The sequence below is a fragment of the Exiguobacterium sp. U13-1 genome, from assembly GCF_001750115.1.
Lineage (GTDB): Bacteria > Bacillota > Bacilli > Exiguobacteriales > Exiguobacteriaceae > Exiguobacterium_A > Exiguobacterium_A acetylicum.
This window is the reverse complement of the sequence record NZ_CP015731.1, coordinates 2,083,196-2,105,054: the sequence shown is the minus strand read 5'-3', so window position 1 is coordinate 2,105,054 and position 21,859 is coordinate 2,083,196. Positions and strand designations below refer to the sequence as shown.

Annotated in this window: 29 protein-coding genes; 23 read left to right on the top strand and 6 right to left on the bottom strand. The window is 49.5% G+C overall.

Annotated elements, in window-relative coordinates; genetic code table 11:
• Positions 1-72: 72 nt before the first annotated feature.
• On the bottom strand, positions 73-591 hold the full coding sequence (locus ESP131_RS10945; protein ID WP_029341766.1) for a DUF4256 domain-containing protein: 519 nt from the start codon (positions 589-591) through the stop codon (positions 73-75).
• A 196-nt stretch (positions 592-787) separates the two neighbouring features.
• On the opposite strand from ESP131_RS10945, the gene ESP131_RS10940 reads away from it, so the two are divergent.
• The 3 genes from ESP131_RS10940 (at position 788) to ESP131_RS10930 (ending at position 3,009) form a co-directional block, all read left to right on the top strand.
• Positions 788-1,180: a hypothetical protein gene (locus tag ESP131_RS10940; RefSeq protein ID WP_029341765.1), complete on the top strand. Its 393-nt coding sequence runs from the start codon at positions 788-790 to the stop codon at positions 1,178-1,180.
• 108 nt (positions 1,181-1,288) lie between these two features.
• Positions 1,289-1,978 (top strand): ABC transporter ATP-binding protein, encoded by a 690-nt coding sequence (locus ESP131_RS10935; protein WP_029341764.1) that lies wholly within the window; start codon positions 1,289-1,291, stop codon positions 1,976-1,978.
• A gap of 62 nt (positions 1,979-2,040) precedes the next feature.
• On the top strand, positions 2,041-3,009 hold the full coding sequence (locus tag ESP131_RS10930) for an LLM class flavin-dependent oxidoreductase (protein ID WP_047391382.1): 969 nt from the start codon (positions 2,041-2,043) through the stop codon (positions 3,007-3,009).
• 65 nt (positions 3,010-3,074) lie between these two features.
• Here ESP131_RS10930 and ESP131_RS10925 read toward each other — a convergent pair whose 3' ends face one another.
• Positions 3,075-3,803 (bottom strand): SDR family oxidoreductase, encoded by a 729-nt coding sequence (locus ESP131_RS10925; protein WP_069940722.1) that lies wholly within the window; start codon positions 3,801-3,803, stop codon positions 3,075-3,077.
• 85 nt (positions 3,804-3,888) lie between these two features.
• Here ESP131_RS10925 and ESP131_RS10920 point away from each other — a divergent pair, with 85 nt between their 5' ends.
• The 12 genes from ESP131_RS10920 to ESP131_RS10865 all read left to right on the top strand — a co-directional run bounded on the left by ESP131_RS10920 (position 3,889) and on the right by ESP131_RS10865 (position 13,906).
• Positions 3,889-4,338, top strand: coding sequence for a hypothetical protein (locus ESP131_RS10920; protein ID WP_069940721.1), 450 nt, complete (start codon positions 3,889-3,891; stop codon positions 4,336-4,338).
• A gap of 278 nt (positions 4,339-4,616) precedes the next feature.
• Entirely contained in the window at positions 4,617-5,159 is a 543-nt protein-coding gene (gene amaP / locus ESP131_RS10915) for an alkaline shock response membrane anchor protein AmaP (protein ID WP_047391391.1), read from the top strand.
• Between the two features lie 15 nt (positions 5,160-5,174).
• Positions 5,175-5,381 (top strand): DUF2273 domain-containing protein, encoded by a 207-nt coding sequence (locus ESP131_RS10910; protein ID WP_029341760.1) that lies wholly within the window; start codon positions 5,175-5,177, stop codon positions 5,379-5,381.
• Between the two features lie 42 nt (positions 5,382-5,423).
• Positions 5,424-5,861 (top strand): Asp23/Gls24 family envelope stress response protein, encoded by a 438-nt coding sequence (locus tag ESP131_RS10905; RefSeq protein ID WP_047391392.1) that lies wholly within the window; start codon positions 5,424-5,426, stop codon positions 5,859-5,861.
• 123 nt (positions 5,862-5,984) lie between these two features.
• Positions 5,985-6,743, top strand: a complete 759-nt coding sequence (locus ESP131_RS10900; protein ID WP_069940720.1) for an SDR family oxidoreductase — start codon at positions 5,985-5,987, stop codon at positions 6,741-6,743.
• A gap of 116 nt (positions 6,744-6,859) precedes the next feature.
• Entirely contained in the window at positions 6,860-7,774 is a 915-nt protein-coding gene (locus ESP131_RS10895; protein WP_023468367.1) for a methyl-accepting chemotaxis protein, read from the top strand.
• 162 nt (positions 7,775-7,936) lie between these two features.
• Positions 7,937-9,454, top strand: coding sequence for a nickel ABC transporter substrate-binding protein (gene nikA, locus ESP131_RS10890; RefSeq protein ID WP_069940719.1), 1,518 nt, complete (start codon positions 7,937-7,939; stop codon positions 9,452-9,454).
• The gene (locus ESP131_RS10885) at positions 9,454-10,389 is read left to right on the top strand and encodes an ABC transporter permease (RefSeq protein WP_069940718.1); all 936 of its coding nucleotides are present in this window, start codon (positions 9,454-9,456) and stop codon (positions 10,387-10,389) included. The genes nikA and ESP131_RS10885 overlap by 1 nt, the downstream gene beginning before the upstream one ends.
• On the top strand, positions 10,386-11,213 hold the full coding sequence (locus ESP131_RS10880; protein ID WP_069940717.1) for an ABC transporter permease: 828 nt from the start codon (positions 10,386-10,388) through the stop codon (positions 11,211-11,213). Before ESP131_RS10885 ends, ESP131_RS10880 begins: the two co-directional genes overlap by 4 nt.
• Complete coding sequence (locus tag ESP131_RS10875) at positions 11,161-11,907, top strand: ATP-binding cassette domain-containing protein (protein WP_029341753.1); 747 nt, start codon at positions 11,161-11,163, stop codon at positions 11,905-11,907. The genes ESP131_RS10880 and ESP131_RS10875 overlap by 53 nt, the downstream gene beginning before the upstream one ends.
• A gap of 35 nt (positions 11,908-11,942) precedes the next feature.
• On the top strand, positions 11,943-12,623 hold the full coding sequence (locus ESP131_RS10870; protein WP_197499322.1) for an ABC transporter ATP-binding protein: 681 nt from the start codon (positions 11,943-11,945) through the stop codon (positions 12,621-12,623).
• Positions 12,617-13,906, top strand: a complete 1,290-nt coding sequence (locus tag ESP131_RS10865; RefSeq protein ID WP_069940715.1) for an MATE family efflux transporter — start codon at positions 12,617-12,619, stop codon at positions 13,904-13,906. Before ESP131_RS10870 ends, ESP131_RS10865 begins: the two co-directional genes overlap by 7 nt.
• A 40-nt stretch (positions 13,907-13,946) precedes the next feature.
• Here ESP131_RS10865 and ESP131_RS10860 read toward each other — a convergent pair whose 3' ends face one another.
• The gene (locus ESP131_RS10860; protein WP_029341750.1) at positions 13,947-14,546 is read right to left on the bottom strand and encodes a TetR/AcrR family transcriptional regulator; all 600 of its coding nucleotides are present in this window, start codon (positions 14,544-14,546) and stop codon (positions 13,947-13,949) included.
• A 110-nt stretch (positions 14,547-14,656) separates the two neighbouring features.
• Between ESP131_RS10860 and ESP131_RS10855 the strand changes: the two genes are divergently transcribed.
• The gene (locus ESP131_RS10855; RefSeq protein ID WP_069940714.1) at positions 14,657-15,184 is read left to right on the top strand and encodes a hypothetical protein; all 528 of its coding nucleotides are present in this window, start codon (positions 14,657-14,659) and stop codon (positions 15,182-15,184) included.
• 18 nt (positions 15,185-15,202) lie between these two features.
• On the opposite strand, the gene ESP131_RS10850 is transcribed toward ESP131_RS10855, so the two are convergent.
• Entirely contained in the window at positions 15,203-15,586 is a 384-nt protein-coding gene (locus tag ESP131_RS10850; protein WP_029341748.1) for a hypothetical protein, read from the bottom strand.
• 144 nt (positions 15,587-15,730) lie between these two features.
• On the opposite strand from ESP131_RS10850, the gene ESP131_RS10845 reads away from it, so the two are divergent.
• On the top strand, positions 15,731-16,138 hold the full coding sequence (locus ESP131_RS10845) for a hypothetical protein (protein WP_023468357.1): 408 nt from the start codon (positions 15,731-15,733) through the stop codon (positions 16,136-16,138).
• Positions 16,139-16,163: 25 nt separating this feature from the next.
• On the opposite strand, the gene ESP131_RS10840 is transcribed toward ESP131_RS10845, so the two are convergent.
• Positions 16,164-16,733: a recombinase family protein gene (locus ESP131_RS10840; RefSeq protein ID WP_069940713.1), complete on the bottom strand. Its 570-nt coding sequence runs from the start codon at positions 16,731-16,733 to the stop codon at positions 16,164-16,166.
• 199 nt (positions 16,734-16,932) lie between these two features.
• Here ESP131_RS10840 and ESP131_RS10835 point away from each other — a divergent pair, with 199 nt between their 5' ends.
• Both ESP131_RS10835 and ESP131_RS10830 read left to right on the top strand, forming a co-directional pair.
• The gene (locus ESP131_RS10835; RefSeq protein WP_029341746.1) at positions 16,933-17,406 is read left to right on the top strand and encodes a hypothetical protein; all 474 of its coding nucleotides are present in this window, start codon (positions 16,933-16,935) and stop codon (positions 17,404-17,406) included.
• A complete protein-coding gene (locus ESP131_RS10830) occupies positions 17,396-18,118 on the top strand; it encodes a nucleotidyltransferase domain-containing protein (RefSeq protein ID WP_231925618.1) in 723 nt (240 codons plus the stop codon). Before ESP131_RS10835 ends, ESP131_RS10830 begins: the two co-directional genes overlap by 11 nt.
• 71 nt (positions 18,119-18,189) lie before the next feature.
• Here ESP131_RS10830 and ESP131_RS10825 read toward each other — a convergent pair whose 3' ends face one another.
• On the bottom strand, positions 18,190-18,975 hold the full coding sequence (locus tag ESP131_RS10825; protein WP_158513342.1) for a pentapeptide repeat-containing protein: 786 nt from the start codon (positions 18,973-18,975) through the stop codon (positions 18,190-18,192).
• 44 nt (positions 18,976-19,019) lie between these two features.
• On the opposite strand from ESP131_RS10825, the gene ESP131_RS10820 reads away from it, so the two are divergent.
• From ESP131_RS10820 to ESP131_RS10805, 4 genes are all read left to right on the top strand, one after another.
• Positions 19,020-19,448: a GNAT family N-acetyltransferase gene (locus ESP131_RS10820; protein WP_029341743.1), complete on the top strand. Its 429-nt coding sequence runs from the start codon at positions 19,020-19,022 to the stop codon at positions 19,446-19,448.
• Positions 19,448-20,071 (top strand): hypothetical protein, encoded by a 624-nt coding sequence (locus ESP131_RS10815; RefSeq protein ID WP_029341742.1) that lies wholly within the window; start codon positions 19,448-19,450, stop codon positions 20,069-20,071. The genes ESP131_RS10820 and ESP131_RS10815 overlap by 1 nt, the downstream gene beginning before the upstream one ends.
• Before the next feature lie 121 nt (positions 20,072-20,192).
• Complete coding sequence (locus tag ESP131_RS10810; protein ID WP_069940712.1) at positions 20,193-21,269, top strand: RNA-guided endonuclease InsQ/TnpB family protein; 1,077 nt, start codon at positions 20,193-20,195, stop codon at positions 21,267-21,269.
• Between the two features lie 224 nt (positions 21,270-21,493).
• Positions 21,494-21,823, top strand: coding sequence for an antibiotic biosynthesis monooxygenase (locus ESP131_RS10805; RefSeq protein WP_029341741.1), 330 nt, complete (start codon positions 21,494-21,496; stop codon positions 21,821-21,823).
• The last annotated feature ends 36 nt before the right edge of the window (positions 21,824-21,859 follow it).

Here is a 21,859-nt window from a genome sequence, read left to right as displayed (position 1 = left end):
CATATCATAATTGGGTTTTATTCCCTATAATTTACAAAAAACACGCTACTCCAATCGTAGCGTGTTTTTTGATTAGTCTAGCTCAATGAAGACACGAAATCCTCGGCTTGCATAATAGGAATCCGCCCCGTTGTGATAGATGAACGTTGTCTCATAACGACGGTCTCCGAACAAGGCGCCGCCTTTATGACGAATTGCGTCCGGTGTCGCAAGCCAACTGGAGGTTTTTTCGTCAAACGAAAACTGCGTCTGCAATTCTTGATACTGCTCTGGTGTTAAGAGGTGCACCTCTAGCTTCTCAATCATCGACTCGACACTTGCTGCCGGCGTATTTTTCTTTCGACCGAGTCGAGCGGACTCATCCAAACAGACACTTCGGCGACCTGAGGGACTTTCTTTGGCAGTGTCGATGATGACGAATCTTCCTTCCATTTTTAAGACGTTCGGCTTGCCGCCCGTCTCTTCCATCCAAGCAAGTGCTGCTCGTTTCGATGACGTCAGACGTGATTCGACCTCGTCATACGAAGGACCATCGTGCAGGTCAGAAGTAGCTTCAAAGCGGTCACGAAACATCGTTAATGGTTCCTCCATCGGTAAAACCTCACTTTCCTAGTTCCTTTTTTCCATTATTCAATGAATTCGCTTCCAATGCAATCGTACAGAGACTGAATAAGTCAATCTGAAGACAATTGACAAATGAAATCGGACTGCCTACACTAATTGTACATATCCGGTTTCTGTCGCGATCGCGCGCACAGGAATGACATTTAGGAGAGGAGCCAACCGTATGCGCTGGATCAGTTATGCGGCTGTCGTGACGATTCTTTCGTTCTTAGCGTTCACGGCGTATTCGTTCTTGACGACGATCGATTTTGAAATCGTCTATCAGTTCGGAACGTTTGCGATGACGTTATCCTATTTTATCTTTGGTTTACCGATGTTATGGATTGTTCGCCACTATCCGTTAACTCTTCGTCTACTCATTTACGTGACGACGAGTGCCGTCGTCTTGTTTCTATTCATCGGTCTATATGAAGCGTGGCACGAAGCTTCGCTATCTCCCTTACCACCGATCGGCAGCATGATTCAGTTCACGGCTCTTGCCTGTCTGTTGTTCGTTTTACCGTACGAGATCATCTATCGCAAAAATTTCGTTTCCATTCAACCACGTGTTTCTTGACAGTATTCTTGTTCCTCAAGAATACTGTTTTTTATTTCCTTTCATTTTGAAGGAATTCCCAATAAATTCTTGAATAGTACGTTATCACGAATAAATGGAGGGTTACATATGGAAGGCACATTTCAATGTAAACAGATGGGGAAATCATTTTCAGGAGACGGTGTCGAGACACATGCGTTACAAGATATCGACGTGACACTCGAAGCGGGTGATTTTATCTCGATTATCGGACCATCTGGTTCTGGAAAGTCGACGTTACTCAGTCTAATCGGAACGCTCGATCGTCCGACGAGCGGAGAGTTGCACTATGACGGGAAACCGATCAACAAATTAAACAGCAAAGAATTATCCGACTTCCGGTTCGAAAACATCGGCTTCATCTTCCAGCAGTTTCATTTGATTCCGACGCTGACGGCGCTTGAGAATGTCATGGCACCACTGTTCGGTCGAAAAGTACCATACGATAAAAAAGAACGCGCTGAGCAGTTACTCGCGCAAGTGGGTCTCGCCGATAAAACGGGCAGTTTGCCGTCGCAACTCTCTGGTGGACAACAACAACGGGTTGCTGTTGCCCGCGCACTTGTCCATGAACCGAAATGGTTACTTGCCGATGAGCCGACAGGGAACCTCGATACGGATACGGGGGAAATCATCTTCAATCTCTTACGGTCGTTGAACGAAGAGAAGGGCTGCGGCGTCTTGTTCGTCACCCACGATCCGGCACTTGCGGAACGAGCGAACCGGACGATTGAGATGCGAGATGGCGTCATCATCGAAGATCGTCTCGTTCGTGTCTGAGCCTCGTTTTTGAACTCCTTTCCATCACCCTTTACACTAATAGGGTAGAGGAGGAATGTGTGATGCGACTTGGAATACTCGATCAAGTACCGTTACATGAAGGCGATACGGTCGAAGCGACGATGGAAGCGACGGAACGACTCGTCTCAGAAGCCGAGCGACTCGGTTATGAACGGTACTGGTTCGCAGAACATCATAATACGAACGGGTTGCTCAGTGCGGCACCGGAACTGTTCATCGCCCGAATGGGTGCGCAGACCAAGACAATCAAGCTTGGATCAGGAGGGATACTGTTACCGCAATATCATCCGCTGAAAGTCGCCGAGAGTTTTGCGACACTTGATGCGTTTTATCCGGGACGGATTGAACTTGGGATCGGCAACTCGCCAGGTGGAAGTGAGCGGACACGACTTGCCTTGACGGATGGAGAAGAAAACCGAGCGGCTGAGTTTAGTCGACTTGTCAATGAAACGGCGGGCTTCTTGACAGACAGTCTATCGAATCGACACCCGTACCGGATCGTCAAGACGACACCGCGTGACCGACAACCGTCGCCAATCTCGATCCTAGGTCTGTCGCCACGTAGTGCGCGGATTGCAGCCGAACAAGACCGTGGTCTCGTGTTTGGTCACTTCATTAATCCGGATCGTTGGGAAGAGACGCTTTCGACATATCGCGAAGCAGGCGGGAAGAACGTCATCGTCTGTGTCTTCGTCATCTGTGCCCCGACACAAGAAGAAGCAGAGCGTCTCGCTCGGACACAAGATGCCTGGATTCAAGGCGTCCGACTCGGGAATTCAATCGTTCCGTCGTTTACGACGACAGAAGCAAAGGTCTGGAATGATGTGCAAACGGAGCGGATTCGCAAAGATCGCCGGCGAGCAATTATTGGGACACAAGACGTCGTTGTGCGAGAACTTGAGGCATTAGCAACCCGATATCAAACGGATCAATTTTTACTGATCAATAATGCCTTTGATCAAGAAAAACGATTGCAGTCGTACCAGCTCATCGCGGAACAACTACTCTAAACACAACAGGACCCCTCATTAGCCAAACGGCTAACAAGGGGTCCTGTCTACAAATCTAGATTCAATTAACGTTGAGCGGTTGGACGGATCAAAATCTCGTTAATCGCGACATCCTCTGGCTCGTTAACGGCATAAGCGATGGCACGCGCAATCGCACTCGCATCGATGGCTTTTAAGTCACCGATTCCTTGTTTGATCTCTTCATCCGAGATATGGTCCTTCAGTTCTGTATCGACCGCTCCCGGTGAGATGATTGTTGCGCGGATATGATTGTAGACCGATTCTTCCTTGCGGAGACCTTCCGTGATCGCACGAACGGCGAATTTCGTACCGCTATAGACGGCGCTTGACGGCATGACTTCATGACCTGCGACGGACGAGATATTGATGACGTGTCCGCTTTTTTGCTCACGCATATACGGCAAGACTGCGCCAATCCCGTGAAGGACACCCTTGATGTTGACGTCGACCATCGTGTTCCATTCGTCTTGCTGATTCTTATGGAGGTGTGATAGTGGCATCAATCCAGCATTGTTGATAATGACATCAACAGAACCGAACTTGTCTTTCGCAAGTTTAGCGAGTGCATCGACTTGCTCGCGATCAGTGACATCCGTCACTTGATAAACGGCTTGACCACCTTCTGCTTCAACGGCTTTGACGAGCTCTTGCAAACGATCTTCCCGGCGTGCGGCAAGAACAAGTTTTGCACCTTGTTTTGCGAGTTCCTTTGCCGTTGCTTCACCAATCCCGCTTGATGCTCCTGTGATGATGACGACTTTATCTTGAATCATCTGAACTCCTCCTTCTGAATATTGTACTCCTTGAGAGGTATTTCCGCTTTTGTTGTTTTAAAAACATGTTGTAGGAGGTTTGCCTATGAAACGTTATTTATTTATCGGATTGATAGTGATTGCAATCGGATGGTTTTTGTCGCTCGATCCATTTCGGCATCAACCACCAGAACCTAACGCGACCATCGAAGATCGTGAGGTGAAGGTGTATACAGGTACTTATAGTTGGTCAGGGATGTTTCGCGGAGAAACAGCCGATGCGAAGTCGGAGGCCGTCGATTTAGTAAAAGGTGATCCGAGTACGCCAGCAAATCCTGAAGATCAATTGACGATTCGTTTTAAAGAGGGACCAGCTTCGAAGTCTGTCACGATCGTCTTATGGTCGGTCGAAGATAATAAAAAAATTAAATCATATAAGAAGACCGGGCAGATTACTGTCCCCTCGACTCCCGGAAAGTATGTCTATCAGATTACAGCCGATTGGAAAGAAGGTGATGGCGATTTCGCCTTTCCGATTGAGGTGAATGAAAGGTAAGATAAAAACATATTGACAGGATATATGTTTAATGATAAATAAATGGATCGCTGACCTCTTATTTAGTTGAAAGAGGTCTTTTTTCATGAAATACAGTAAATAATCCACTTGATTAACGGTTTTTAGTCTGAATAATCAGAATAAATAAACATTTTAATAGAAGTGTATTTAAATGTTTCGGGTTCGAATGAACGGGAATAAACACATCATACACATAATAGTTCATGTGTTGAATCACCTAGGTGAAAGAAATTAACAATCGTAAAGGAGAGGTGCAGATGAATGGGTTCAATCGATTCTTACTCGTCATCATAGGCATACTCGGACTCGTCAGTGTCGGGCTGCTTGTGCTCGGTGTGTATGATGTTCCACGCCTCAGTTCATTGATTGAGCAGTGGCAGGATCAGCAATGGTATAGCTATACCGTTCTATCCATTGGAGGATTTTTAGCATTCGTATTCGTCATTCTATTATTCACTGGATTATTCAGCCGCTCGAAAGGTCAACGTCTGTTGATCCAAACGGGTGATGGAACGATCACGATTTCGAAGGAAACGATCGAACGGACGGCGTTAGAGTCGATTCGTGGGATTGGTGGCGTACGGACACCGCGTGTCCATGCCGATATCCATTCGAAAAAAGAGACGGTCGCCTTGAAAGTCGACTGCTCGGTCTTCGGACAAGAAGGATTACCAACGATTGCGAAGGATATTCAAGAACGTGCTAAACAATCCGTCGAATCCTTACTTGAGTTGCCGGTAACGAGTACGAAAGTCACGATCAGTGACACGAAAACGAAAACATCGGAACGTGTCGTCTAAAGGAGGAGAGGGAACATGAAGACAAGAGAAGCACTCTATCCGTATCGGTTTCGACTGATCGGAGGACTTGCCGGTCTGATCCTCGCCGTCTTATTCTTGACGATCGGCTTCGGTCCGACAATCCTTATCGTAGCCTTCGCGGCGATCGGATTCTTGATTGGAAAATGGCGCGATGGTGCGCTCGATATTGAAGGGTGGATTCAGTTCTTTCAACGGGACTGATTCATATATAACTTACTAAACATTCAAAAGGAGAGATTTCAAATGGCAAACGAAGTAAACACAACAACTCAAAACGAAGTGGTACGCGAAAATAAATTGACGTTCGAAGATCAAGTCATCAAAAAAATCGCTGGGATTGCGTCAAACGAAGTGACAGGTATCTTGTCAATGAGTGGTGGATTCATGAGTGGATTGACGGATCGTCTCCGGAGCACGGAAGACATTACAAAAGGAATCGGCGCTGAAGTCGGCGAACGCCAAGTCGCACTCGATTTAAAAGTCATCGTTGAATACGGTAAAAACATTCCGTCGATCTTCCAAGAGACGGTCGCTAAAATCAAAAAATCAATCAGCGACATGACAGGTCTTGAAGTCGTCGAAGTCAATATGCACGTCGAGGACGTCATGACACGTGCTGAATTTGAAGCAAAAAATAAATCAAACAATGAACAAGAAGAAAAGAACCGCGAATTGCAATAAGCAAGTCAAAAGATCCGACAAACTCGTCGGGTCTTTTTTCATGGAATCGACACGACGTTTGATGTATTTGATGATGAGAACGGGAATAGTTTAAAATCACGAAAGACGAAAGGATGATGCACGATGCGACTAACAGGAAAAACGATCATCGTCACTGGTGCCGGCTCAGGAATGGGGGAAGCAATGGCCAAATTGTTTGCACAAGAAGGTGCGCGAATCGTCGCAGCGGACATTCGGTTGGAAACCGTCGAACGGGTTGTTTCTGACATCAAGGCAGCAGGTGGAGAAGCGATAGCTGTTGTAAGTGATATCGCTAATCCTAGCGCGGCAAGAGAACTAATCAAACAAATAATCGATGCGTATGGAAAATTGGACGTTCTCGTTAACAATGCCGGTATCATGGACGGAATGGAGGGAGTGGAAGACATCTCGGATGAGCGCTGGGATCACGTCTTCGCCGTCAATACGACAGGAACGATGCGTCTGATGCGTGAGGCAGTCAAGCATTTCAAGAAAGTAAAAGGTGGCGTCATTTTGAATAACATCTCGATCGGTGGTCTGAACGGTGCTCGAGCAGGTGCAGCCTATACGGCTTCCAAACATGCCGTCATCGGTCTGACGAAAAATACTGCCTTCTTTTATGCTGGAGAGGGGATTCGGTGTAACGGGATCGCACCCGGAGCCGTCGAGACGAACATTGGGCAATCGATGACGAATCTGAATGAATTCGGGATGGGACGAGCAATGCTTGGTATGGGTCTGAATCCACGCACCGGTCAGCCGGATGAGATCGCGAAATTGGCATTGTTCCTCGTGTCTGACGAGGCGAGTTTCATTAACGGGGCAATCGTCGTTGCGGACGGCGGATGGAGCGCGTATTAAAATTCATATCTTATTTACTGGATTACAGTTTAAAATGGCAGGAACTTGTCGATATAAGGGATAATATGACAATAGGCGCATTATGACCTTGAGTTTGAATCCAGGGAGGAATCGGCATGTCGATGCAGGAACAGGCAGCACACGTCACCGACACACAAGTCATTCGAGCAATCGAACAAAATCTAGCAATCATCCGCTTTGACGATCGACGGAAAGTTGCATATGTCAACGAGTTGTTTGCCCGGACGATGGGGTATGAAGTGGAAGAGCTAATCGGTAAATACCACCGTGATCTTTGTTTTCCAGCGTACGTCAATAGTCCGGATTACGAGTTGTTTTGGCGCAAGTTGATGCAAGGCATCACCTATCAGGACAAGATTGAACGCCGGGCTGCCGATGGGCAACAAAAATGGCTCGAAGCGACGTATATGCCGATCTACTCGGATGACGGACGCCGGGTCGTCGGTGTCTCAAAAATTGCATCGGACATTACGATTCGCCAACAGGACGTCTTACGAATGGCAGCTGAACTCAACGAGACGTCCGCGTTCTTGACGGTCAAATCGGAGAGTGGTCGTCAGGATGGGCTGAACGTGCTGGCGACCGTTCAACAAGTCGAAGCGGAGTCCGTCGAGAACTTGTCGAGCCTTGTTGCCTTACGAAAAGATGCGAACTCGATCACCGACATCGTCAAGACGATCCGTGATATTGCCGCGCAGACGAATCTGCTCGCCTTGAATGCGGCAATCGAGGCGGCACGTGCTGGTGAACATGGTCGCGGGTTCGATGTCGTCGCGACCGAAGTCCGAAACCTGTCGAACAAAGTGTCGCATTCAATCGGAGAAATCAAGAACAACATTGAAGGGATCGTTGAACGGATTGAAGACGTTTCGCACAGCATCGAGCGGATTTCGTCTAAGGTCAAGGACAGTACGGGGCAACTCGAACATACGGTCAGTGAGTTCGATCAATTGGCTGATTCAGCGAAACAACTCGAGCGTCAGGCAAAACAATTCGTCGATGTCTTATAACGCATCCACCTATACCGGATCGTACGAGCAGGTTGCTCGATGACGATTCGGTATTTTTTTGATGACTTCATCAATATAGAGAAATAGAAAAGACGCTTGTTAAATCGGAATCATTACGATATGATGTAAAACGTAATTATTCCGAATTAAAGGTGGAGAACAATGTCTACATATAAAACAGCGAGCCTCATCGGTAGTGTCTTCCTCGGATTGACACTTGCCGGTTGTGCCTCCTCTGATACGCCACAAGAGCAAAACCATTTGACGTTCGTCTATAACTTCGCGACACAATCACTCGATCCGCATCGGGACAGCAGTTATGTTCCGCTTCGCGCGGGGGTAACGGAGACGCTCGTCCGTCTTGATGACGAACGATTGACAGTCGAACCGTGGCTTGCGAAGAAATGGTCCTATGAAGGAAAGCGAACGTGGCGGATCGTCTTACAGAAAGACGTGACGTTCCATAACGGGAAACGACTTGATGCTGCGGCCGTCAAATCGTCTCTCGAACGCTCGATCGACGAAAATCCAGGTGTCAAAAATGCTTTGAACATCGAGACGATCAAAACGGATGGACCAGATGTGCTCATCCAAACGAAGACGACGTATCCGGAGTTCATCTCGGAACTCGTCAATCCAAACACAGCAATCATCGACACGAAGGCGAGCGGGGTGACGAAGGAACCGATGGGAACTGGCCCGTTCCAAGTCGAGCGGTTCGCTCCGGGAACAAAAGTCGAGTTAAAACGTTTTACATCCTATTGGCAAGAACAAGCGAAACTTGATTCCGTTGATTTTGTCTTCAACGAAGACGCTGGCGCACGGACGAACGCTTTGCGTGCCGGACAGGCAGACATCGTCTATCGTCCGGAAATCGAGAGTGTCAAGCAATTGAAGTCTGAAGGGTTGACAGTCCAAGCGACGGATACGTTCCGTGTCCATCAATTGACGATGAATGTCGCGAACGGTCCGATGCAATCTCTTGAAGTCCGACAGGCAATGGATGCTTTGATCAATCGAAAGCAACTCGTCGATCACGTCCTCCAAGGATATGCGGTGCCAGCGCGTGGTCCATTCCTCTCGTCATTCCCATTTGCTCCGGACTACCCGCAACAAGTGCAGAAGACGCCTGAGGAATGGCTCAAACAAGCCGGTTATACAAAACAAAACGGACGGATGCAAAAGGACGGTCGTCCTTTAAAACTGACTTTATTGACGTATGCGGCTCGACCAGACCTGCCGTTGATTGCCCAAGTCATTCAAGATGACGCGAAAAAGATTGGTGTGACAATCACGATTAAACAGATCGATGTCCCAGAAGAATACATGGCGAGTAACCGGGACTGGGATATCGCGACGTACAGCAATCTGACAGCTCCGCGTGGGGATGCTGGTTATTATTTAAACGCGACCTATCATCCGAACGGGGGACTGAACTTCAGTCGTGTCGCGGATCCGAAGTTGACGAAACAGATCGAGACGTTGAACCGGACGTTAAAGGTCGAGGATCGATCGATTCTGGCTGAAGAGATTGCCCGTTACGTTGATGAACGCCGCTATAATAGTTTTCTCCTCCATCCATCGACTCTCGTTGCCTACGACGGCAAACGCGTTAAAGGATGGAAAACAGAAAAAAGTGAGTACTATATGATCACGAATACGCTGCAGGTGAACGATTGATGCGTTCCATCGTCAAACGACTGCTGTCGCTGAGTCTATTCACTTTACTCATCACGTTCAGTTGTTTTGTCTTGCTGCGGTTACTGCCGGGTGATCCGGTCTTGACGTTATTGAATATCGATGAATTATCAGCGACGCCCGAACAAATCGAGGCCGCGCGCCGTGAATTAGGATACGATCAGCCGTTGCTCGTTCAATACATTCGTTGGCTGCAAGACATACTCACCTTGCGTCTCGGAAACTCGTTGCAAACGGGGCGACCGGTCATCGAGATGTTGTTAGAGAGTTATCTTGTGACGGCGGAGCTGGCACTTGGTGGTCTTACGATCGCCTTATTGATCGCCTTACCCCTTGGAATCGGTAGCGCCTTGACGACGCGCCGAAGTATCGTTCGTCTTGCGCACCTTGTCAGCATGAGTGGAGCGGCCGTGCCTGGTTTTTGGATCGGTCTGTTGCTCGTCGACCTGTTTGCCGTCCGTCTCGGATGGTTACCTGTAATGGGAAGGGAGGGGATGACGTCACTCGTCCTCCCGGCTCTATCACTCGGCTTTCCACTTGCGAGCGTCTATATTCCATTGATTCGACTGAATCTACGCCGTGAACTGAGCCAACCGTACATCGAGTTGGCACGGATGCGTGGCATATCCGAGCGGACGATCCTTTGGCGTTATGCGTTACGCGGCAGTTTGCCGCCGGTTCTGTCCGTTTTCGGTCTGACGCTCGGCAGTCTTGCCGGAGGTGTCGTCGTCCTCGAAGTCCTGTTCGCGTATCCAGGTGTCGGAAAGTTAATGGTCGATGCGATTTTGCAACGTGATTACCCACTGATTCAAGGGTACATCTTGCTGACGACAGGCATCATTCTTGTCTTGCATCAAGGTATCCGGTCGTTAAACCGGGCGTTACGACCAGATTGGCAGAAGGGAATACACACATGAAAAAAACATGGCTCATTTTCGGAGGATGTCTCCTACTATTTATTTCATATACCGTATATGTTAATCCATTTGATACAAACGTAGCAAAGAGACTTGAGCCTGCTTCATTCGAACATTGGCTCGGAACAGACGGTTTAGGACGAGATTTCACAGCTCGTCTTTTTTTAGCTGGTTTGATATCCTTAGGTTTCAGCCTGCTTACGGTGTTGCTCACGGCATGCGTCGGTACCTGCCTTGGCTGTCTAGCCGGTTTTTATGATGGACGTCTCAAGCGGGTGATTCATCGATTAGAAGATGGTCTCGTGATTTTCCCGGACACTGTTCTAGCACTCGTCATCGCCGGACTATTGGGTGCCAGTCCTCGAAGTTTAATCTTTGCGATTCTGCTCATTAAATGGATTTCCTACGCGCGATTAAGTGAAACACTCGTGACCGAGACGATGCAAAAGCCATACGTCAGCATGGCACGCATCAATGGGTTAACAGACAGGATGATCTTACGACGCCACATCCTTCCGCCTATCATCCGGCAAGTCGTCGTCTTAATGAGTTTGGATGTCGGCAAAGTCATCTTATTCTTATCAGCGTTCTCTTATATTGGACTTGGTGTCCAAGCACCACTGCCAGAGTGGGGAGCGATGTTGAATGAAGGACGTCCCTATTTCAGTTCCGCACCCCGGCTCATGCTTTTGCCAGGTGCGTGCATCGTCTTGACCGTCGTTATGACGATGGGATGGACACGGTGGATGAAGAAAAAAGGAGGACAAGTAAATGATTCAGATTCGGAACTTACACGTTCGGGCGAAGCACGTCCTTCTGCATGACATGAATCTATCGTTACCAGCTCATCGATTCATCTGTCTCGTCGGAGCGAGCGGGAGCGGTAAGACGCTCTTGCTTAAACGATTACTGGATCGATTGCCGGACGGGATGTCGTCGAGCGGAGAAGTCATCTCGGACGAACCTCTTCGGCGTGGTCTCGATATTGGTTACATACCACAGCAGTATACCGATGCGTTTCTTCCGTTTTTGACGATGCGTCAGATGTTAAGGGATACATATCGAGCACATGGACGAAAGATGGATCATCCTTACATCGATGACGTCTTGCGAACGCTTGAGTTGGACCCGACCTGGTTGGACCGATATCCAGGAGAGTTGAGCGGTGGGCAATTGCAACGGTTCGCGATCCTGTTTGCCGTCACCTTAAAACCACGATTGATTTTAGCGGATGAACTAACGACGGCGCTCGATCCTGTGTTGACACGTCGTTTACTCGACTGGTTGACCGAATACCAACACCAGTACGGGGCAACGATTTTGTTCGTCACCCACGAATTAGGACCTGCCTTACATTATGGAGAGCAACTCGTCTTAATGCAGGATGGACGAATCGTCGAGACGGGAACACCACAGATGATCGAGCAAAGTCGTCATCCGTTCACGATGAGCTTGATGCAAGCGCATCGTACATCACTGGAAGAAAGGAAGAGTTCATGTCACCAGTCTTATCCGTAACAGATCTTACTTATCAGATAAAGAGTCAGTCTATCTTGTCGAATATCTCATTTCACGTGACGAAAAAGGCGTCAATTGGCATCATCGGGGAGAGTGGGGGTGGCAAGACGACAATCGGACGATTGATTCTCGGTCTGCTCAAACCCACGCATGGTTTGATTTCCTTACATGAAAAGGCATTTCCGAGTGGGCACCGAAACGAGCGACGAGCTATTCAAGCCGTCTTTCAACATCCTCTCGCTTCCTTTAATCCAGAATGGACGGTGCGGGAATCGATTCTTGAACCGTTTCGTCGGCATCGTCCGATCTTGCGGCATTTCCCAGCGACGTCAGAAGAAAATCTCATTACAGCCCTCGCACTTGCTGTCGGGGTCGAGGAGCAGTTATTCGATCGAGTGCCCCATCAATTGAGTGGGGGACAAATTCAACGTGCCGCGATCGCCCGCGCGATTTCGATCGAACCCGACATTATCGTGATGGATGAGCCGACGACCGGACTTGATGTCGTCTCTCGGGCGCAGATCATCGAGCTACTGGAACGCTTGCAGCAGACACTCGGTGTCAGTCTTGTATTGATCTCGCACGATATTGATTTCATCCGGCGCCTCTGTTCGGAAATACTCGTCTTACGTGACGGTCGCGCTGTTGATTTGATTGATCGATTGGAATCAGGTGGCGCGTATACTCAACGATTCGTCGAGGCCGGAACATGGTGAACGCACAACCGACCCACAAAACGTACTGGTTACTCGCTTATCCGCTGATTCTCTCAAGTATTGCGACACCCTTGCTTGGTGTGACCGATACCATCGTCATCGGTCAATCCGGTGATCCGCGGGCGATCGGCGGCATCGCCGTCGGAGCCGTCTTCTTCAATACGATTTACTGGTTGTTTGGTTTCTTAAAAGTGAGTACGACAGGATTCAGTGCCCAAGCAAGCGGGGCGAATGACGTGCACGCCTTACGGACGTCACTTTACCGACCGCTGTTTCTAGCAGCTTGTATCGGTCTGCTCATCCTGTTGTTTCGACAGCCGCTCGAGCAAATCGGACTGTACTTACTTGCACCACCCGTTGACTTGCTTGATGCGGTCAAAACGTATATCTCATACCGGATGATCGGCGCACCGTTCGTGTTGATGGGCTATGCGTTACTCGGCTGGTTGATTGGTACCGGTCAGGTCAAGCACGCCTTGTTCGTACAATTGTTCAGTACAGGAGTCAATGTCGTTCTCGATATCGGATTCGTCTACGGATTGGATGCCGGTGTTGCTGGAATTGCGGTTGCGACTGTCATCGCAGAGATCAGCATCGTCGTCTGTAGTCTTTATCTGATCCGGAGTCATTTGTCGATGACGCGTGATGAATGGCGTGCCTTGACAGCATGGCAAGCGTACCGTCAATTCTTTCAAGTCAATCGGGATTTATTCATTCGCACGATTTTCCTGCTACTCGTCACCGGCTGGTTCACACGTGCTGGTGGAAAATTCGGACCGGATATCCTCGCAGCCAACGCGATCCTGCTACAAATCCAGTATCTGATTTCTTACTGGTTCGGTGGACTCGGTCATGCGTCAACCGTTCTCGTCGGTCGGGCGAGAGGGCATCAAGATCAGGCAGGATACCGGACGAGTGTCCGTTTGGCACGGACGTTTGGATTCTACTCGGTCGTCTTCTGGTCACTGGTGCTCCTCTTCCTTGAGACACCGCTCCTTCAGTTGTTCACTTCAGAAGAGGCAATCCTAAATGCGGCGCACGATTATTACTTCTGGATCATCATCCTACCGCTCCTTGCCGGTTGGGCGATGATCTACGAAGGCATCTTTGCCGGGCGGGTTGAAGCAACACCGGTCCGGAACTCAATGATTCAAGCAGGAATTGGTTTTGCGGTCGTCCTCCTGTTGACACCGACTTTTGGAAATCAGGGCGTCTGGGCAGCGTTTTTGACCTTCTTCTTGATTCGCTCCTTATCGTTGATTCTCGTAGAAGCAAGACGATGAAAAACCCGCTGTTTCCCTCGCGCGCAAAGGGAACAGCGGGTTATTTGTCGTCGATCGCTAAAGGACGGACGAAGAGGGCGTTCAAGTGATGGACGAGGACATGACGCAGGCGTTCTTTTGGTAATCGTTCCGGTCGAAACAGAGCATGAAAGGCTAACCCGTCAACGAGTGCTGCGAGCCGTTCACTCTCAAGCGCAATGTCTAAGCCCGCGCGGAGTGTACCGTCCGGAATCTGTGTCAACAGTACTTGAACCATATGGTAGATATCGTCCGGATTTTCCGTCGCTTGCGATGAATACGCGGACATCATGAATTGAAACCAGACCTGCATCTCGAGCTGATGCTCGGGTGCATAAGGTAAGACCTCAAGTAAGACGTCACATAACGTTTCTTCCGGGGTTCCTCCTTTCTCGAAAATGGTTGTGATGCGTGCTTGGACCCGTTCTTGGACGAGGTCCATCGAGAAGCGGAGCAACTCGTCCTGGGTCGTGAAGTAATATCGCAAGGCACCCAGTGAGAGTCCCGCTTCCTTGGCGATCGTCCGGACACTGGCTTGTTCAATACCGACTTGAGAAATCGTGCGCCACGTCGCTTCGGCGATGAGGCGTTTGCGTTCTTCGTGATTGACTTGTTTTGGCATGTCTCAAGTATATCATCTTTTTTAGCACGAATGTATTAAAAAGACTAGTCAAGCACTGAAAGAGGTGTTATCTTTATGATACAGTCGTATTAAAAAAGGAGAGGATTGATATGCAACTCGTCGCGTGGGCAATCGTCGGTTGTGAGATTCTATTTTGGGTATTCATTGTCGCCGGACTGATCGTGCGTTATGGATTCAGACGAGAGAAGCTTGGTTTTCGATTGATGGCGATGTCACCGGTGATTGATATCGTCTTACTGGTCTTAACGGTGTTTGACTTAAGTCGCGGCAATACAGCAACGCTCGCGCACGGTCTCGCTGCGATCTATATCGGCGTCTCACTTGCATTTGGGAAACAAATGATTGCCTGGGCGGATAAAGTCTACCGCCGTTTTGTCCTAAAAGAGCACGTAGCAAAAGAACGGATATCGCGTGCGCGACGGGAACGCAACGGTTTCTATCGACACATCCTGGCCTTTTTGATTGGTGGTACGTTACTCGGTGCCATGATTCTCTGGCTGGGAGATGCTGAGCAGACGGAGAGTCTCTTACGGACGTTACAACTGTGGGGGCTCGTCCTCGTGATCGATGGGGTCATCTCGATGAGTTACACCGTCTTTCCGGCTCGTTCCAAATAAAAAAACGAACCTTGTCTGTCAGCGGTCGACAGTGAAGGTTCGTTCCCGAATCGTATTCGTATGGACTTGTTTGCGGGCGTCGATCGAATCCCGAATGTGGATGATGTAGCGACGTCCTTTTTTGTATCCAGAGCGCGGTGGTTTGATTCGGATTTCTTTGCCGTCTAGGACTTCAATCTCCGTTTGCATCCGCTCGCCATTCGAATCCGTCACGGTGACCGTTCGGTTCGAAACTTGCTCCTTCCGTAGTCCTTTCGCATATTCGATGTCGAAGGTATGATACGAGGAAATGGAGCGGGCACGTGATTTGAAGTGCGGCTCGTCCGTTCGTTCGTCGAGGGTGCAGTAGCAACCCGTGAACAAAAGACTCGCCGAGAGGAGTATCGAAAATAGATGTTTCACGAAAACGCTCCTTTATGTATTGGTAATTTTAGTATAAGACAAATTTTAGGTTGCGACAATCCTTCTTGAGACCGAATCGACGATGTCTATTAAAATCGAACAGGTCCATGCTATAATCGACCGAGAGAAAGGAAGCGATATACCATGCCAGTACAACCAGACCAACGCGAGATCATCGTCTCGATTCGGACGAGTTATGATTTTAAAGCGGATACCGGTCGCGCGATCCGCGTCATCGAGTTTCACGGACGCCGAACGACCTTATTCGATACATTCGAAGCGTCATCACCAAAACGGATGATCTTGATCGAGATGATCCGCGCCGTCCAATCGTTCAAGGAACCCTTCCACATCATCTTCAACGTCGAATGTAACTTCGGTTTCAAGTATTTGACGGATCAGCGGAAATGGGAAAACCGGGATGTCGGGAATACGTTCCTCGACTTGATTGAACAAGGTGGTCATACGTATGAATTACGAGACAGCTCGTTCTATGAAGGCGGAAAAGCCCTCCAAAAATGGCTCGGCAACACCTTAAAGCAAAATAGCTGAAAAAAAGGCTGATTCCATGATGGAGTCAGCCTTTATCCGTTGCATCGATTGTCTCGCTTTCGAGATATCGGTACAACGTACTTTTACTAATACCGGTCTGTTCGCGGATATCAGCGAGCGAATAGTTTTTACTTTGATACATGGCGATCGCGCGGCGGACATTTTCATCCGGCTTCCGGGGGCGACCGGTCTGCTTTCCTTGTTCTTTTGCTTTAGAGAGTCCAGCACGCGTCGACATGCTGATGACGTCACTTTGCAGCTGAACGAGATGGCGGGCCGTTTCAAGAAACGATAAGGAGGCACGCTCGCTCGTCCGAATCTGTTCGCGGAGTGACCACAGCGTCGCACCACGAGTCTCCATGTGCTCAAGCAACTCGATCAAGTGCCGCGTCGAGTCTGCTAAGATGTAGAGATGCGAGACGATGACTTCGTCTCCCGTCTGAAGTGCCTCAAGCATCTGTTCGAGTGCCGTCCGTCGTTTAGCCGAATCATGCGTCTCGATGACACGTGTCGTCACATCACTCTTGTCGGCTTCCGCTTGTTGCATAGAACAGTCTGGATCATCCGGATAGGGTCTCATGTAGAAATATTGCATGGATGGAGCTCCTTTCTGTCGATCACGATCGACGTCAGTTCCTCATCAGTATACCGTATTCTCACCTCCGTGCCGTAGAAAACCGAAAACATGCCTTTCTTCTCATGTTCGTATCGACTAATTTGTGGTAAATTGAGTGGAAGTAAGTTTCTCGGACTCATCCCGATACCATTCATTCTTTTTAAATGAGGTGCTCATCATGAACAAAGAAGATCATCAACTCGCCCGTCAGCTCTTGACGACCTATTTCATCGGTACACAATTAGCGACGGTCCATGTCGCAGGCTACGTCACGCTCGAATTCATCAATCTGTTCGATACGACAGCGCCTGAACTACGACTACGGATCGAGACGGACCGTCTGTTTTACGGCGATGTCGAGACGACACAGGATTGGGTCGTCCGCCATGCGACGAAAGAAGAGATGTTACATTTGATCGTCTCACTTCACGCGGAACGCATCACCGGTGTGCGAATCGGAAAGACGGCACCGCACTTATTCCTAACGTTTAGCAACGGACAAACGCTCGTCCTGAACGGATCGGATACATATTATGAATCGTGGGCGATCGATATCGGTCTCGCGCCACACCGAGCCGACGCGACGATCGTTGCCGTACCGGGTGACGAACTGGCCGTCTTCTCCGGAATCGGTGAACAAGTTGAAGACTAAGTGGACACGCATGGAGTGGTGCGACTGGATCATGCCGCTCGTTGCGTCACGTTACCCGAATCACTGTGCTGTTTTACTTGCCGGCAGCCATACGCGAGGGCAAGCGACCGCACAATCAGATGTCGATGTGATCATTTTTGAAGCAAGTCGAGGTCAGGCGTACCGGGAGTCGTTCATCCATGACGGTGTCCCGGTCGAAGCATTCGTCCATTCCTTTGAGACGATTGCACATTTTTTCGAGAGTGACCGGGAACGTGGTCGCCCGTCCCTGCAACGAATGATTGCTGACAGCTGGACGATCGAGGATCATCCGCGTCTTGCATCTATCCGTCAGGAAGCGGCTCACCAATTAACGGACGGACCTGTTGCGTGGACGAATTCGGAACAAGACCGCGCACGTTATTTTTTAAGTGATTTGCTCGACGATTTCGAAAGTGTGACGAACCGCGCAGAAGGTCTAGCGATTGCGTCACGTTTATATGAACAGAGTATCGAGTTTGTTCTTCGTGCCAATCGTTACTACATCGGACAAGGGAAGTGGGCGATTCGCGCTCTTGCAGAGTTTGACGAAGACTATGCCAGCCGACATACAATGGCATTCGAGTTGTATTATCAATCGGATGACCAACGAGAAGTCGTCGCGTTAATCGATGCTTATCTCGCACCATTCGGCGGGCGTTATTTTGATGGCTTTACGCTCGGTAAACGATGACAAGCATTCAAAAGGAGGCACGTTTTCGGATCAATCGACCGAAAACGTGCCTCTTTATCGTTCAGTTCTGTTTAACGCCAATGGGATGGACGAAGTAAACGATTCGGTAACTGTGTCGCCGCATTGCCGATCGCTGAATTAATTTGTGCTTGTGTCAAAAAGAGCGCATCCGTCAAATCCGCGCCTTTGACGTTACAGTCTCGCAAATCAGCCCCGAGAAAGTTTACCCCGCGCAAGCGGGTATTTGACAAGTTCGTCGCGAGCAACCACTGATTCTGAACACTGGCACCTGAAAAATCACGCCCGGGTAACTGTTTTCCGACCCAGTCACGTGGTGTCTGGTCGCGTCTTCCGCTATACTGAGCTTGAACACGTGAGGCGACCATCTCAAGGAGTGGTCGGATGGTATGACGAACAGGTATCACATCAAGTCGTTCAAATTGATCGGCTGGTAATGCCGCGTACCGGGTCAGTGCGGCAAGTGTCTCATCGAGTTGATCGTGGATGTCACGCGTGACATCGCGTTTCCCGTCGGTTATGTACCACATCATCTCAAATAAATGGACCATCTTCGGGAAAGCAGCATAGATCGCTTGGCGTCGCTTGGGCGCATCATCGCCTTGAAACGTCTGCTGTGACAGATGCTGTCCAGCACCAAAACAATCATAGACGGTACAGCCTTTGTAGCCGCTGTCACGTAACCGGTCATGGATCCGACAGCTGTAGTCCGTATCAAGATTACGACACGGTGTTGCTTCCGATTTGTCATGACCAAAATCACTAGATTTCGAAAAAGCGAGTGCTGTACAACATAAACCAAAACACTTCGTACAATCAATTTGGAACGTGGGTTCCATCGTATTCACCTCCATTATTACTATAACAAGAAAGGAGTTTGGACATGCTGCAATTTCAACTTAAGGAAAATGAGGACGGACAGGACTGGCTTCAACAACAAGTGCGTCAATACAATGTCGAGCATTCACCATTTCATGCGACGAAACGCTCCGAGGGAACACAAGCCGTCACATTACTTGCGACGCGTGACGATCAATCGATCGGCGGCATCTCAGGAGAAATGTACTGGGGCTGGTTACATATTGAATGGTTCTTCGTCGTCGAGGAGGAACGGGTAAGTGGGCTCGGTACTCAGTTACTCCGTCAACTGGAGGAATGGGCACGAGCAGCGGGTGTTCAGCGAATCCGCGTCGAGACGTTCTCGTTTCAAGCGCTTCCGTTTTATGAGCGACAGGGATTCGTCGAAGTCGGACGAATCGATGACTATCCACCAGGGATGAGCTACCATCTGCTCGTCAAACAGGTTGACTGATGAAACGGCGTCTTTTCCTCATCTTATTGTTCGGTCTCGTGCTCGGAACGCTGACGGGGATGCATCCACGTCAAGAGACCGTTTCCTTTACGGCGAAGCAAGTCGCCCAGTTATATACACAGATGACGAACACACCAGTCGAAGCGCGTGATGTCTACTTCGTCGAACGACTATCTGACCATTATGCCGTTGCGTATCTTGAAGCGAAGCACGACCGCTTGTTTTTGCTCCTGCAACAAACCGATGAGTCACAACGAATCGACCGAATCATTCGCTCAAAACAGACGAGGGAGTCGGATTGGTTTGAAGGTCGTTTGTTGACGACGGACGAAGGTCGATACCTTGTCGCCTACGGCATGAATGGTTCGAAACAAATGAAATCGATCCGGTTCGAGCCGTATAAGACGACGGCTGAAGGCGAAGCGCCGCTTCGTCCGATGCAACGTTCCTTGTCGGTAGCAGATCAGGAACGTTTCCATACCGTCCAACCGTTACCGGATGCCTTCCCGCATTCGCTCTATTTCGAGATGATCGCGACGAGCGTAGACGGAAAAGAGACGATCCAGCGCTTGACGTTACAGAATGTACGAGCGAGAAAGCCCACTCCTTTAGGGGTGGGCTGATAGCGAGTTCGGAGACGGGGTGTCTTCAGACACCGCATGTCCTCGACTGTTCTTCCTGATGAAATGCATTTATAGTAAATCTATAATGGAGTTGATTATTAGGATGAAGGAGGTGTCAAAGATGAGTCAAGTCGTCACGGTAGAAGTTCGAATCTATGCCACGCGTCGTCAGGATGCCATCCTAAAAAGGATGGGCAAGACCTATATCCAGACCGCCAACCGAGTCGTGGCGAATATGGTCGCCTCCGAGGACGGGAAGAGGTGGTCGAGCAAGGACATCGACACCCCCCTTCCGAGCGCCGTGAAGAACCAACTCGCAGGAGATGCCGTCGGCATCTACAAGAAGGCGAGGAAAGAGGAGTTCAAACGCATCCCTGTCCTCAAAAAGCCGGTCTGCGTCTGGAACAATCAGAACTATTCCTTCGACTTCGAGAGCATCTCCTTCCCCGTTTGGATGGACGGGAAGTCCGTGAAGATGCGATTCCGTGCTCCCATGGTTGACAAGGACAATCGGAATACCCGACTCCTTGCCAACAAACTCGGGACGCTCAGGGTCACGAAGAAGGGAAGGAAGTGGATTGCTCAGATTTCCGTCCATGTACCGACCGTCCCTCGGACGGGGGTGCGGATGATGGGGGTTGACCTCGGACTGAAAGTGCCGGCGGTCGCCGTCACCGATGACGACACGACCCGTTTCTTCGGGAACGGTCGTAAGAACAAGTATATGAAACGCAAGTTCCGTGCGGAACGGAAGGCACTCGGCAAAAAGAAGAAGCCGAGGGCTATCAAACGACGCAATCAGAAGGAACAGCGGTGGATGCGGGACAAGGACCACAAGGTCAGCCGAGCCATCGTCGATTTTGCAAGACAGAAGAAAATCTCTGTCATTCGCCTCGAACTCTTGGCGAACATCCGACAGACGGCAAGAACAAGCCGTAAAAACAACCAGAACCTCCACTCATGGTCGTTCTATCGTCTCGCGTCCTTCATCGAATACAAAGCCGCCTTGTCGGGCATCAAGGTTGAGTATGTGAACCCCGCCTACACGAGTCAGACCTGCCCATCCTGTTCCGTCAGGAACAAGGTGAGGGATAGGGTCTACACGTGTGCCTGTGGGTTTAAAGGACATCGGGACGCCGTCGGTGCGATGAACATTCGATACGCACCTGTGATGGATGGTAACAGTCCATCAGCCTGAGAACCTATACGGTCTGTCTCAGGAGGGGTGATGGCACACCCCTACCTCAAGGCTCGGACGAAGCAGAAATGGATTGAGTCCGCCAAGCACTTGAGAATCCCCCCTCACCAACGGTGTGGGCTTGCGGCTTTAGCCGTGGGAGTGTCAACAAGCGATAACGCATCCGTGTTTTCTACGACCCATGACTTTTAGTATACTAAAGACGAAAAAAGGGGGAAGTAAACATGTGGATCGTCATGAACCAGTTACACGTCGTCAAAGGTGCAGCAGATCAAGTCGCAGCGCGTTTTAAGACGACGAAAGGAATTGAACGGATGGAAGGGTTTCACCGGATGCAAGTCCTCGTCGATATCAGTCAGGAAGAAGAAGACATCGTCACGATCATGACGACATGGTCGAATCAAGCAGCATTCCATGCATGGCAAGAGAGTCAAGCGTACAAAGGCGTGCACCATAAGCGGGATAACGGAACATCCGAAGTCAAACCGCTCGTGACGTCGAATACCGTCACGCAATATGCGATCGTCGCTGATCACAGTGCCGTCGTGGAATAAACAACAACACCCCTTGGGAGGACGCCTCTCAAGGGG

What these genes read in the sequence shown, in the direction of transcription:
- ESP131_RS10920 (WP_069940721.1), top strand. Translation starts at nt 3,889, where the DNA reads ATGAAACGTTATTTATTTATCGGATTGATAGTGATTGCAATCGGATGG.
- ESP131_RS10875 (WP_029341753.1), top strand. Translation starts at nt 11,161, where the DNA reads ATGATTCAGATTCGGAACTTACACGTTCGGGCGAAGCACGTCCTTCTG.
- ESP131_RS10880 (WP_069940717.1), top strand. Translation starts at nt 10,386, where the DNA reads ATGAAAAAAACATGGCTCATTTTCGGAGGATGTCTCCTACTATTTATT.
- ESP131_RS10940 (WP_029341765.1), top strand. Translation starts at nt 788, where the DNA reads ATGCGCTGGATCAGTTATGCGGCTGTCGTGACGATTCTTTCGTTCTTA.
- ESP131_RS10840 (WP_069940713.1), bottom strand. Translation starts at nt 16,733, where the DNA reads ATGCAATATTTCTACATGAGACCCTATCCGGATGATCCAGACTGTTCT.
- ESP131_RS10895 (WP_023468367.1), top strand. Translation starts at nt 6,860, where the DNA reads ATGTCGATGCAGGAACAGGCAGCACACGTCACCGACACACAAGTCATT.
- ESP131_RS10885 (WP_069940718.1), top strand. Translation starts at nt 9,454, where the DNA reads ATGCGTTCCATCGTCAAACGACTGCTGTCGCTGAGTCTATTCACTTTA.
- ESP131_RS10835 (WP_029341746.1), top strand. Translation starts at nt 16,933, where the DNA reads ATGAACAAAGAAGATCATCAACTCGCCCGTCAGCTCTTGACGACCTAT.
- ESP131_RS10945 (WP_029341766.1), bottom strand. Translation starts at nt 591, where the DNA reads ATGGAGGAACCATTAACGATGTTTCGTGACCGCTTTGAAGCTACTTCT.
- ESP131_RS10855 (WP_069940714.1), top strand. Translation starts at nt 14,657, where the DNA reads ATGCAACTCGTCGCGTGGGCAATCGTCGGTTGTGAGATTCTATTTTGG.
- ESP131_RS10825 (WP_158513342.1), bottom strand. Translation starts at nt 18,975, where the DNA reads ATGGAACCCACGTTCCAAATTGATTGTACGAAGTGTTTTGGTTTATGT.
- nikA (WP_069940719.1), top strand. Translation starts at nt 7,937, where the DNA reads ATGTCTACATATAAAACAGCGAGCCTCATCGGTAGTGTCTTCCTCGGA.
- ESP131_RS10810 (WP_069940712.1), top strand. Translation starts at nt 20,193, where the DNA reads ATGAGTCAAGTCGTCACGGTAGAAGTTCGAATCTATGCCACGCGTCGT.
- ESP131_RS10805 (WP_029341741.1), top strand. Translation starts at nt 21,494, where the DNA reads ATGTGGATCGTCATGAACCAGTTACACGTCGTCAAAGGTGCAGCAGAT.
- ESP131_RS10845 (WP_023468357.1), top strand. Translation starts at nt 15,731, where the DNA reads ATGCCAGTACAACCAGACCAACGCGAGATCATCGTCTCGATTCGGACG.
- ESP131_RS10900 (WP_069940720.1), top strand. Translation starts at nt 5,985, where the DNA reads ATGCGACTAACAGGAAAAACGATCATCGTCACTGGTGCCGGCTCAGGA.
- ESP131_RS10860 (WP_029341750.1), bottom strand. Translation starts at nt 14,546, where the DNA reads ATGCCAAAACAAGTCAATCACGAAGAACGCAAACGCCTCATCGCCGAA.
- ESP131_RS10910 (WP_029341760.1), top strand. Translation starts at nt 5,175, where the DNA reads ATGAAGACAAGAGAAGCACTCTATCCGTATCGGTTTCGACTGATCGGA.
- ESP131_RS10815 (WP_029341742.1), top strand. Translation starts at nt 19,448, where the DNA reads ATGAAACGGCGTCTTTTCCTCATCTTATTGTTCGGTCTCGTGCTCGGA.
- amaP (WP_047391391.1), top strand. Translation starts at nt 4,617, where the DNA reads ATGAATGGGTTCAATCGATTCTTACTCGTCATCATAGGCATACTCGGA.
- ESP131_RS10935 (WP_029341764.1), top strand. Translation starts at nt 1,289, where the DNA reads ATGGAAGGCACATTTCAATGTAAACAGATGGGGAAATCATTTTCAGGA.
- ESP131_RS10820 (WP_029341743.1), top strand. Translation starts at nt 19,020, where the DNA reads ATGCTGCAATTTCAACTTAAGGAAAATGAGGACGGACAGGACTGGCTT.
- ESP131_RS10930 (WP_047391382.1), top strand. Translation starts at nt 2,041, where the DNA reads ATGCGACTTGGAATACTCGATCAAGTACCGTTACATGAAGGCGATACG.
- ESP131_RS10865 (WP_069940715.1), top strand. Translation starts at nt 12,617, where the DNA reads ATGGTGAACGCACAACCGACCCACAAAACGTACTGGTTACTCGCTTAT.
- ESP131_RS10905 (WP_047391392.1), top strand. Translation starts at nt 5,424, where the DNA reads ATGGCAAACGAAGTAAACACAACAACTCAAAACGAAGTGGTACGCGAA.
- ESP131_RS10925 (WP_069940722.1), bottom strand. Translation starts at nt 3,803, where the DNA reads ATGATTCAAGATAAAGTCGTCATCATCACAGGAGCATCAAGCGGGATT.